The 10,709-nt window shown below is 60.8% G+C and carries 8 protein-coding genes; 3 read left to right on the top strand and 5 right to left on the bottom strand.

What is annotated here, in order from left to right; all coding sequences use genetic code 11:
• Positions 1–181 precede the first annotated feature (181 nt).
• Complete coding sequence (locus tag ACYVDE_RS10670; RefSeq protein WP_460501499.1) at positions 182–1,633, top strand: serine hydrolase; 1,452 nt, start codon at positions 182–184, stop codon at positions 1,631–1,633.
• Positions 1,634–1,771: 138 nt separating this feature from the next.
• Here the strand turns inward: ACYVDE_RS10670 and ACYVDE_RS10675 are convergent, their stop codons facing one another.
• Positions 1,772–2,515: a shikimate dehydrogenase family protein gene (locus ACYVDE_RS10675; RefSeq protein WP_460501500.1), complete on the bottom strand. Its 744-nt coding sequence runs from the start codon at positions 2,513–2,515 to the stop codon at positions 1,772–1,774.
• Between the two features lie 70 nt (positions 2,516–2,585).
• Positions 2,586–3,239, bottom strand: a complete 654-nt coding sequence (locus ACYVDE_RS10680) for an SNARE-associated domain-containing protein (protein WP_460501501.1) — start codon at positions 3,237–3,239, stop codon at positions 2,586–2,588.
• Between the two features lie 349 nt (positions 3,240–3,588).
• Here ACYVDE_RS10680 and ACYVDE_RS10685 point away from each other — a divergent pair, with 349 nt between their 5' ends.
• Together ACYVDE_RS10685 and ACYVDE_RS10690 are read left to right on the top strand one after the other, a co-directional pair.
• Positions 3,589–4,512, top strand: coding sequence for a bestrophin family protein (locus tag ACYVDE_RS10685; RefSeq protein WP_460501502.1), 924 nt, complete (start codon positions 3,589–3,591; stop codon positions 4,510–4,512).
• Positions 4,513–4,736: 224 nt separating this feature from the next.
• Positions 4,737–7,400, top strand: a complete 2,664-nt coding sequence (locus tag ACYVDE_RS10690) for a hypothetical protein (RefSeq protein WP_460501503.1) — start codon at positions 4,737–4,739, stop codon at positions 7,398–7,400.
• Positions 7,401–7,500: 100 nt separating this feature from the next.
• Here the strand turns inward: ACYVDE_RS10690 and ACYVDE_RS10695 are convergent, their stop codons facing one another.
• From ACYVDE_RS10695 to ACYVDE_RS10705, 3 genes are all read right to left on the bottom strand, one after another.
• Entirely contained in the window at positions 7,501–8,331 is an 831-nt protein-coding gene (locus ACYVDE_RS10695) for a phosphosulfolactate synthase (RefSeq protein ID WP_460501504.1), read from the bottom strand.
• A 159-nt stretch (positions 8,332–8,490) separates the two neighbouring features.
• A complete protein-coding gene (locus tag ACYVDE_RS10700; RefSeq protein ID WP_460501505.1) occupies positions 8,491–9,888 on the bottom strand; it encodes a tetratricopeptide repeat protein in 1,398 nt (465 codons plus the stop codon).
• A 142-nt stretch (positions 9,889–10,030) separates the two neighbouring features.
• Positions 10,031–10,709 (bottom strand): NAD-dependent epimerase/dehydratase family protein (locus tag ACYVDE_RS10705; protein WP_460501507.1); only part of this gene is annotated, 679 nt, incomplete at its 5' end.

Raw genomic sequence — 10,709 nt, forward strand, 5'->3', positions numbered from 1 at the left:
GGCAGCGCGCAGGTTTGGCCGGCGGCCGCGGGGCGTTGGTCAGCCGAAACGGGGCGTTGCCACCGGCCAGGCCGGGGTTGGTTGAATACTTGAAAAAGGTGGCATTTACCCGGCTAGGTTTGCTTCGGCTTCTGACCCTATGAGCCCGCCACTGCTTTTCTCACCTTTTCTGCTTGCCGCCATGAAACTCCTGCTGCCCTCCGCCCCTGCCTGCTGCCTGGCCCTGCTGGGCCTGTTTGCAGGCACCGCCTCCGTCGATGCCCAAACCCACGCGGCCGCCTCGGCTGCGCCGGTGGTCGCGGCCAATGCCGCCGTGCCGCTGGCCCAGCAGCTCGATGCCTACGTGAAGCAATATGAGCAGGCCGGCTTGTTCAGCGGCAGCGTACTGGTGGCCGACCACAGCGGCGTGGTGCTGCAAAAGGGCTACGGCCTGGCCAACCGCGCCACCGGCGCGCCCAACACGCCCGATACCAGATTCCGCATCGGCTCGCTCACCAAGCAGTTCACCGCTGCGCTCGTACTCAAACTGGTCGAGCAAGGCCAGCTGAAACTCGACGGCCGCGTGGGCGACTACCTGCCCGACTACCCCTCGGCCGCCGGCTGCGCCATCACGCTTCACCAGCTGCTCAGCCACACTGCCGGCCTGCCCGAATACCTGGCCCTGCCCGGCATCGCTTCCACCGCCACCACTCCGCAATCGCCCGCGCAGCTCGTGGCTCTCTTCGCCAGCCAGCCGCTCGATTTCGCGCCCGGCAGCCAGTTCCGGTACAGCAACTCCAACTACATCCTGCTCGGGGCCATCATCGAAAAAGCGGCGGGCATGCCCTACGCCCAGGCATTCGACAAGCTGCTTGCTCGGCCCGCCAAATTGCAAGCCACCGCCTACGCCCCCACCGAGCCCGCCGATGCGCGCCGCGCCCTCGGCTACCAGGCCACGTCCAGCGGCCTCGTGCCCGCCCCGCCCATTGATATGAGCGTGCCCTACGCCGCGGGCGCCATCACCTCCACCGCCCCCGACCTCTATCGCTGGAGCCAGGCCCTGACGGACAATAAAGTGCTGTCGGCCGCCAGCCAGCGCCTGCTCTTCACCCCGGTGAAAGAGAATTACGCCTACGGCTGGACCGTTTCGCGGGCCCGCATCGGCACCGACCCCGATACCGTGCTCATCCAGCAGCACAACGGGGCCGTGAACGGCTTTGCTTCCTACCTGGTGCGGGTGCCGCAGCGCCGGCAGTGCATTGTGCTGCTCGATAATAACAGCAACACCCGCGCCCTGGCCGACCTGCGCCGCGGCTTGCTCCGCCTCCTTAACCACCAGCCGGCCACGCCGCCGGTAGTGGCGGCAGCCCCTGGCGCGACGGCCGTTGCCGTGCCCGCCGCCACGCTCAATTCCTACGTGGGCGTGTATGAGCTGAACCCTGGCTTCCGTATCACGGTGCGACAGCGTAACAGCCGCCTGTTTGTACAGGCCACCGGCCAGTCCGAATTCGAAACCGATGCCGTGTCGCCAGTGCTGTTCACGTTGCGCGGCGTACCGGCGCAAGTCGAGTTCGGCCAGAATGCGAAAGGCGAAGTGGCGCAGCTCTACCTGCTGCAAGGAGGCGCCCGCCAAACTGCCCCCCGCGTGGAGTAACCGGCCGGGCTGCGTCTAAATAAAAAAGAACGTCATGCTGAGCTTGTCGAAGCATCTCTACCGCAGCAGTAATTAGTTGCGTTGTGCGGTAGAGATGCTTCGACAAGCTCAGCATGACGGTTTACCTATCCTCCCCACTTATCGCCCGTTCCAGATGTCCCAGGCCGCCTCGGCCTGCCGCTCCAGCATCTCAAAACCGTTTTTGGTGTGCGCGCCGGCCTCGCGGCCCTTGGCCAGAAACAGGGTTTCGCTGGGATTATACACAAGGTCGTAGAGATAGTGCTGGGGGCCCAGCGCCGCGTAGGGCAGGCGCGGGCACTCGTCCACCCGCGGATAGGTGCCCAACGGCGTGGCGTTGATGATGAGCGGGTGCGCGGCCAGCAGCGCGGGCGTCAGCTCGTCGTAGGTGAGGCCGTGGCCCAGCGGGTTGCGCGTTACGCTCCAGTGGGCAATGCCCAGGTCATTCAGCGCTACCACCACGGCTTTGGCCGCGCCTCCCGCGCCCAGCACCAGCGCCCGGCTGTCGGCAGTGGCCGGAAAAAAATGCCGGAGCGACTCGCGGAACCCCACCACGTCGGTGTTGTGCCCGCGCAGGCGGCCGTCGGGGCAAAACTCAATCACGTTCACCGCCCCCACCCGGGCCGCCGATGAGGCCAGCTCGTCGAGGTAAGGCACCACCACTTCCTTGTAGGGCACGGTCACATTCAGGCCCGCCAGCTCCGGGTTGGCGCGCAGCAACTCCGGCAGCTCGTGAATGTCGGTCAGCTCGAACAGGTCGTAGCGGTGGTCGTTGGCCAGGCCCTGCGAGTAAAACTTCTGGGTGAAGTAGGTCTGCGAAAACGAGTGCTGCAGGGTGCGGCCGATGAGTCCGAACTGGCGCATAGGAGCGGAATGAGAATAAAACACGCGGGACTACATTTCCAACAGCCCCGTTCCGTGGTGGGCCAACCGGCTAGGCCGCGGCCTTGTTGCCGAGCTTATCCTTGAGGAAGGAAACCAGCGGCGGCAGCACCGACAGCGCAATAATGCCCAGAATCACCAGTTCGAAGTTTTTCTTCACTACCTCGATGTTGCCAAACAGGTAGCCCGCCATGCTCAGCAGCACCACCCACAGCACCGCGCCCACAATGCTGTACGAGGCAAAGTAGCGGTACGTCATGGTACCGATGCCGGCCACAAACGGCGCGAAGGTGCGCACAATGGGCACGAAGCGCGCCATGATGATGGTTTTGCCGCCGTGCCGGGCATAGAAGGCCTGGGTCTGGTCGAGGTACTTCCGGTTCAGAAACTTAAAGTCTTCGCGGAATACCCGCGGCCCCAGGTAGTCGCCCACGGCATAGTTCAGGTTATCGCCGGCAAAGGCGGCCGCAATCAGCAGCGGCATCAGTATCCACACGCTCAGGCCGGTTTCGGGGCGGGCGGCCAGGGCGCCGGCGGCAAACAGCAGCGAGTCGCCGGGCAGAAAGGGAAACACGATGACCCCGGTTTCGGTGAACACAATAAGAAACAGGATGAGGTAGGTCAGGCTGCCATAGTCGTGCACTACGTTCACGAGGGTTTTATCGAGGTGCAGCAGCAGGTCGAAGAAGTGCTTGAGAATTTCCATGTCGGAAGAAAAGTGAGCTGCAAAGAAAACGGGCTACTCCCGAAATACCGGTGTCACCCGGTTTTTCATCCTGCCTGGCACCCGCAGAAGTGAGTCCGGCATTATCTTTGTACCGCAGCACATTACAATTGCATTTACCCCGAAAAACGTGTTGTTATTCCACCCCCTGCTCCTGCTATAGCCGGCTTTCCGAAAGCCGGCGCGTGGGCTGCGGCAAGGCCGCTCTAATTTTTTCCGGCCGCCACTAGCTATACCCCTTTTTCGACCCTTTCCGTATACGGGCCCGTTGGTTGCTACCCCCGCCACGGCTCGTTCATGTTATCGATTTGCGTACGTTTTTACAAGCCCAATGATTGTCTATCAGGGCGGAGACTGGTGGCGGGCCCTGTGGCACTTTCACACCTCCGCAGTTATTCGCTTGCTGCTGAAGCGCGTGGCATTGGTGGGCCTCTACGGCTCGGCAATTGCCGTCATTAGCCTCGATTTTCATACGCTCAATGTGCGCATTGGGCGTGAGTACCTGTCCATTCTCGGCATTCTGCTCAGCCTGCTGCTGGTATTTCGAACCAATACGGCCTACGACCGCTACTATGAAGGCCGCGGCGTGTGGGGCCAGCTGGTGTCGCACTGCCGGGGCCTGGCTATGGAAATGAACGCGCTGCTGCCGCGCGATGCCAAATCGAGCCGCCGCTACTTCGCCGCCCTTATCTCCAATTTCCCCATTGCCCTCGAAGGCAGCCTGCGCAACCGCGTGCGCTTCGACAAGATGGAAGCCACCCCCGACATCATCGACCGGCTGCAAAAGGCCGAAAGCGTGTGCTCCACCATCATTGCCGTGCTCATGGAAAGCGTGGAGCAATTGCGCCAGGTACAGATTTTCGACCCCATTCACCTCATCAACCTCAAGCAGCACTACCTGGGCATGATGACCGTGAACGGCACCTGCGAGCGCATCAAGTCTACGCCGATTCCGTATTCCTATAGCTTTTTCATCAAGTGCTACATCACGGTGTTCATCATGGTGATGCCGCTGGTGCTCGTCGATTCCTGCGGCTGGTGGATGGTACCGGTCACGATGATTGGGGCCTATGCCATGCTGGGCCTGGAGATGATTGGCAACGAGATTGAAAACCCGTTCGGCTACGACAGCAACGACCTGCCCATCACGCAGCTGTCTAATAAAATCCGGGTGAGCGTGCACGACCTGCTGGGGGTCGAGCTGCCCGCCGAGAAAAAAGCCCTGGCTACGGTGCCCTACAGCGTCGTGCATTAGGCCCACCCCCTCCTTCTGCAGATTCCCAAAACAGGATTTTTTCGTCCTCGAAAAGGTCTTCATCTGCACTGTTTTACCACTTTTTAATTTTTTCTTCCAACCATTCGACTTTTTCCCAACCCCTGCGTATATGCGCCCTAACTACGCTTTCCCCCTTCAGCGTCCGTTTTCTTTTTAAGTAAATCCCACATCTCATGCAAACGTTAAACTTTACTCCGAAGCTTTTGCGACAGCGTCGCTTCCTCAGCTTTTTCCTCCCGCTCTTCGCCATTTTCGCGAGCCTGAGCTTCCAAGTAGCTAAGGCTGCTGTAGTTATCAATTCTTCATCGGTCTACATCAGCACTAATGGCGGTGCTACGAACACGACTTATACCGATGCAGGCTTTGATACTGCTTATTTAGGCTCGTATGATATCAATTCGGCTCAACTCGTGCTGAATGGCGGCGCTATTACCGCTACCGAATCTGGCACCAGCAACATTGGCTCAGCATTTATTGACTACACAATATTTGACCCTAATGGCAACCCGGTTACAGGTGGTTCTATCTCGTTGCCTTCTACGGGCGCGGCTTCCGGCAACCGCACCTTCTCGTTGGCTAACGCCAACATCAACTTGGTAAATCCGGTACCAGCAGCCGCCACGGGCTACACTATTTCAGTGTCCTTCCGCGTGCAATTCCGCAATGGTACCACTGGTGCATTCTCCGGCACTGTTCGGAACGATAACGGCGGCTTTGGCTACAATGCTATTTACGATGTAACTGGCACCCGTCCTAATCCCACCAGCATTGGCCTTCCGAATAACATGGAAAGCACAGTTCTTATCAATACGACCGGCGCTACTACTCCTAACACGACCTACACTGCTTCTTCTTTCAATAATCAGAACCTGGGCTCGTACGACATCAACACCGGCAAGCTCATCCTGAACGGCGGTACGGTAAACACTTTTGAAAGCGGTGGCGATGCAGTGCAAAGCGCCCGCTTGCTGTACCTCATTGTGAAGCCGGCCCAGAATGGCCAGCCGGGCGTTGCCTTCCCGCAATCGAACATTGCCTTGGTGCAGTCCGGTACGGGTACTGCCGCTTCTGGTGGCACCAAGCGGACGTTTGCCAACAGCACCGCCCTGCGCAACCTGATTGCAGGTTTGGCCAACAGCGGCACCGGTACCTATACCGTTGCCATTACCTACGAAGCCGTAGTGCTGCGTGCTGATGGTAGCACCTTCACCGTGCGCGACGACAATGGCGGCAATGGCTACCGCGCTTCGTTTACCACCACGGGTGTACCGATTCTGATTGATACCTGGACCGGCGGCGTTAGCGACGACTGGTTTACGGCCAGCAACTGGGACCTCAACGTCGTGCCTACTGCCGACATGAACGTTGTCATTCCGGACTTCGGTGTGGGTAATACCAAGCCTTACCCCAACATCTACGCCAACGCTACCTACTACTACGGTTCTACTTTTATCGATAACACGAACAAAGGTCCGGCGCTGTCGCGTGACGTTGACTTGCAGGGTAGCTCGCAGGCGCAACGCTCGCTCTGCCGCCTGCAGAAAGGCCGTTGGCGCGTAATGGGTAGCTTCAGCAACCTGTACAGCAGCTACCGCCAGTTCGACGGTTCGGTAATCGAGTTTGCCGGCAGCGGCAACCAGGCCATCACCGGTGGCACCTTCACCGAGATTGAACTCTCGGGGGCTGGTACGAAGGCCCTGCAAGGCCTGATGACCGTATCGACTTCGATGACCTTCCTGGCCGGCAGCGGCCTGTTCACGACCGACATCTCGAAGCCGACCGACAACTTCGTGACGCTGTCGGACCGCTCAGTAGCTGCTCCGAATGGTGCCCAGCTGTTCGGCGAAACCGACTCCGGCTACCTGCGTGGCTACGTGGTAACGACCCGCAACAACGTGCAGGCAAATGAAGTGGATGCAAACGGTAACCCCGACCCCCGCACCTTCGGCAATATGGGCTGCACGCTGCTCTTCACCGGCGTCAACAACCCCGGCGACGTCCTTGTGACGCGTAACACCGCCGAAAGCTACACGCCGCTGGTAGGCCCCAGCGGTGGCACTTCGCGCTACGGCATCCGTCGCATCTTCGGTGTGCGCCCCTCCACCACGCAACCGCTGGTAGCTACCATGACCTTCCGCTACCTCGATACCGAACTCAACAACCTGGGCCCGCAGGGCACGGGCACGGTGCCCGAGCCTAACCTGGCGCTGTTCGTGTCGACCAGCGGCGGCAACCAGTTCGGCTATCTCGGTCGTGACGCCCTCGACCAAACGAACAACATCCTGACCAAGACTGGTGTGCGCACGTTCGCTACCTTCACGCTGGGCGACCGCGACAATCCCCTGCCGGTTTCGCTCACGGGCTTCGATGCCAAGCGCATCGGTACCGATGCACTGGTGACCTGGCAGACCGCCAGCGAGCAGAACAACAAAGGCTTCAACGTGCAGGTGTCGACCGATGGAAAAACCTACCGTACCCTGGGCTTCGTAGCCAGCGAGGCTCCGAACAGCACGGCTCCTAAAGCTTACACCTTCACCGACACGGAGAAGAACAAAGCCGGTGCCCGCTACTACCGCCTCGCCCAGGTTGACCTCGATGGCAAGTCGACGTTCTTCGCTCCGCGCGTAGTAACCTTCGAAGGCAAAGCCACTGAAGGCACCACCACCATCGCAGCCTACCCCAACCCCCTCGGCAGCGAAATGCTGTACCTGAACCTGAACTCTTCGGTGAGCGGCAAGGCCCTGGTGCGCATCCTCGACATGACCGGCCGCCAGGTAGCGCAGCGCGAGCTGAACGTGAACGCCGGTAGCAACGACCTGCCGATTGAGAGCATGAGCAAGAAGACGCTGAAAGTGACGAAGCAATAAGCGACGCTGCACTTACAGCCCACAAAAAGCCGGCTTCCGCGAGGAAGCCGGCTTTTTGTTTGTCGTCCGGCGCGGCGGGGGCATTTCCCGGCGCGTGGTGCTAGCCGCGCGGCATAGAAGTACCGGGCTTGCCGGTTTTGGCCGCGGGCCGGAACATGGGGTCCACGGCATCCATGTCGAGGAAGTGCGAGAACGTGTCGCCGCGCAGGCCCAGCCGGATGGTTTCGAGGCTCACTACTTCGTTGGGGGCAATGTTGCCCAGGTTCACGTTGGCGCCGAGCAGCTTGATGAACCACACCTGCTGCGCCTTCTGCGGCGCTTCCCACAGAATCTTCTCAAACGGAATCTTGGTCAGAATTTCCTCCACCAGGCCCGAGCGCACCTCGCCGGTGCTGCGGAACAGGCCCACGTTGCCACCCTCGCGGGCCTCGCCGATTACCTTAATGGCGCCGGCGGCCAGCTCGGTTTCCATCTGCGAAATCCATTTGTAGGGCGGAATAATTTTTTCCGCATCCTTCGAGCCCACCTCGCTCAGCACCTGCACGCTCTGGCTCAGCTCGCGAATGTACTCGCACTTACGGTCGTGGTCGAGGTCGATGCTGCCGTCCGACACCTCGGCGTACTCCATGCCGTACTGGTCGAGCAGGCGGCGGTAGTCGTCGAACTGGTTGCGGATGATGAAGGCTTCGAACAGCGTGCCGCCGAAATACACCGGAATACCGGCCTCCTTATAGATTTCGAGCTTGCGCTTGAGGTTGGGCACCACGTAGGAAGTGGCCCAGCCCAGCTTCACAATGTCGGTGTAGGCACCGCCCACTTCCAGAAAGTCTTCTACTTCGCGCAGGCTCAGGCCCTTGTCCATTACCATAGTGAAGCCCTGCTCGCGGGGCTTGGCCGTGCGCTCGGGAAGTTGGGAGAGGTCGTAATTCATTGAGTTGAGGTAATAATGTATGCGAATGTGAGCCTGTGGCCGGGCCGGGGCGCAGGCCGCCGGCAGCCACAAAAAAACCGCCTGCGCGAACGCAGGCGGTTGCAAAAGTAGTGCGTAGCGTATTGTGGCTGCTTGCCTTAGCTCGTGCCCGGGCTTTCGCTATTTGCGAAACTGCTCAATCAGGCGCTTCAGGCCCGGCTGCTCGCGCAGCTGCGGAAAATAGTCGAACAGCAGCTCGTGTTGCTCGTAGTTGAGCGTGAGGGCCGTTTCGAGCGCCCCGTAGGCTTCCTTCATACGGCCGTCGGCCAGCAGGTAGGCACACAGCATGTAGTGGAAGTGGGCCTCGTGTGGGTGCAGTTCCACGGCGTGGCGCACCAGGTCGGCGGCTTCGGTGTAGTGGCCCTGGTCGTAGAGGATGGCACTCCAGCTCACCCAGCCCTGCGCATCTTCGGGGGCTACTTCGGTGGCTTTTTCGTAGGCTTCGAGCGCGCTCACCACGTTGCCCACCTGGTTTTCGGCCGCGCCCAGCGCCGACCAGTACTCGCCGCTCTGGTCGTAGAGCTCGGTGGCTTTGCGGAAGAAATGAATGGCTTCGAACCAGCGGCCCTGCTCCTGTAGCAGCACCCCCTGGCCAAACCACGCCTCATCCATAGCCGGGTTCAGCTCCAGGGCTTGGCGGTAGTACTTGCGGGCGGGCTCCCATTCGCGCAGCTTCTCATAACACTCGCCGATGTTGCACAGGGCTTCGTCGGTGGGCTCGCCGGCGGGGTACGCCTGCTCGAATTCCGGGATGGCCTTGCGGTACTCCTGCTGGCACACGTAGGCATCGGCCAGCCAGTGGTGCGCGTCGTAGAAGTTGGCCTGAATGGTCACGGCAAAATCGAAGGCCTCCACGGCTTTGGGGAAATCTTCGCGGCGATACCAGTACTGGCCCAGGTTGTACCAGGCCGTGGCCGAGTACGGGTCGTCGTCGGTGAAGCGCTTGAAGAATTCTTCGTGCTCCTCCAGCCGGCCCGTCACATCGAGGCAGTGCAGCAGCTCCTGCACGCCGGTTTCATTATCGGGGTTCAGGCGCAGGCTCTGCTTGTAATGCTTGGCGGCACTCTTATACTTCTGCCAGCTCTGGAACGCCAGGCCCAGGTTGAAGTGGATGTCCTCGCGCTCGGGTTCCTTGTCCAGCCCGGCCCGGAAAAAGGCCACGGCTTCGGCAAATTCGCCCCGCTGCGTGCTGATGATGCCACGCGTCACGGCTACGTCGGCATTAGTGGGGTCGAGGGCCGCCACGGCGTCAATCTGCCGCTCGGCCTCGGTGTAGTCGCCGCGCATGGCCATCACCTGCGCGCGGTCAATCAGCAGCTCGGTCGAGAAGGGATACTGGCCCAGCGCGGCCTCGCAGGCCTGCAGGGCCTTATCGAACTCGGCACCGGTTACATAATGGTCGATAATGTTCTCAAAATCCTCGAGGTCGAAGAATACGGCCTCCTGCTCGGCCAGCATGCGCTCGAAGCGGCGTACGGTGTCCAGCACGGCGCGGGGGTTCTCAAAATGTTCGTTCATGCGCATAATTCCGCGGTTAAGAGGATAAATCGGAGCCAGCTCCTCAGGCTTGGCTACTCACTGCCGGGTATGCCGGCGAGCTGGCTCCTCTTTCCTATCAATGATAACAATTATTGGCTAAAACCGTGCAATCTGGTTTCAGTTAAGCAAGGGGGATTGAAGGAATGGCGGTAACGTTTTCGGCCAGCCCGGCCGCGCACCACGTCACTGTTTCGGCTAACGTCCGGAATCCCAATCCGGTAGCACTTTGCACTTTGGCGTGGCTATACACCACCGGCCGACGACCGGCCCGCGCAGTATCGCGCGTGATAAGCGGCCGCCCCCCCGTGAGCACGGCCCGGGCATGCTCGAGCCGCCAGATAATCTCGGCGGCCCAGTCGGGCACGGCCACCGACGGCGCCCGCCGCTGCATTGCCGCGGCTGCGGCCGTTAGAAAAGTACCCAGCGGTACCGCTTCGGCACTTAGTATATACCGCTCACCCCGCAATTCGGGGTGCTCAAATGCCAACGCCAACATGTGGGCCACCACGTCGCGCACATCCACAAAGTTGAGCAGCCCCCGCGTGTAGAAACGGTGCTGCTGGTGCGCGTAGCGCAACAGGCGCGTGCTGCTGCGGCTCCAGTCGCCCGGCCCCAGCACCACCGATGGATTCACTATCACCGCATCGAGGCCCTCCGCTACGCCACGCCACACTTCCAGCTCCCCCAGGTACTTCGACGTAGCGTAGGCAGGATGCGCGGCCCCCAAATCCCAGGTTGCGGCTTCCGTTACGACCAGCTGGCCGGCGGCGCTGGGCGAGCTGCCCGCGGGCGGCCCGCCC

Source organism: Hymenobacter agri (assembly GCF_054778495.1).

Coding starts and splice junctions, on each gene's coding strand:
- ACYVDE_RS10670 (WP_460501499.1), top strand. CDS start 182: ATGAAACTCCTGCTGCCCTCCGCCCCTGCCTGCTGCCTGGCCCTGCTG.
- ACYVDE_RS10675 (WP_460501500.1), bottom strand. CDS start 2,515: ATGCGCCAGTTCGGACTCATCGGCCGCACCCTGCAGCACTCGTTTTCG.
- ACYVDE_RS10680 (WP_460501501.1), bottom strand. CDS start 3,239: ATGGAAATTCTCAAGCACTTCTTCGACCTGCTGCTGCACCTCGATAAA.
- ACYVDE_RS10685 (WP_460501502.1), top strand. CDS start 3,589: ATGATTGTCTATCAGGGCGGAGACTGGTGGCGGGCCCTGTGGCACTTT.
- ACYVDE_RS10695 (WP_460501504.1), bottom strand. CDS start 8,331: ATGAATTACGACCTCTCCCAACTTCCCGAGCGCACGGCCAAGCCCCGC.
- ACYVDE_RS10700 (WP_460501505.1), bottom strand. CDS start 9,888: ATGAACGAACATTTTGAGAACCCCCGCGCCGTGCTGGACACCGTACGC.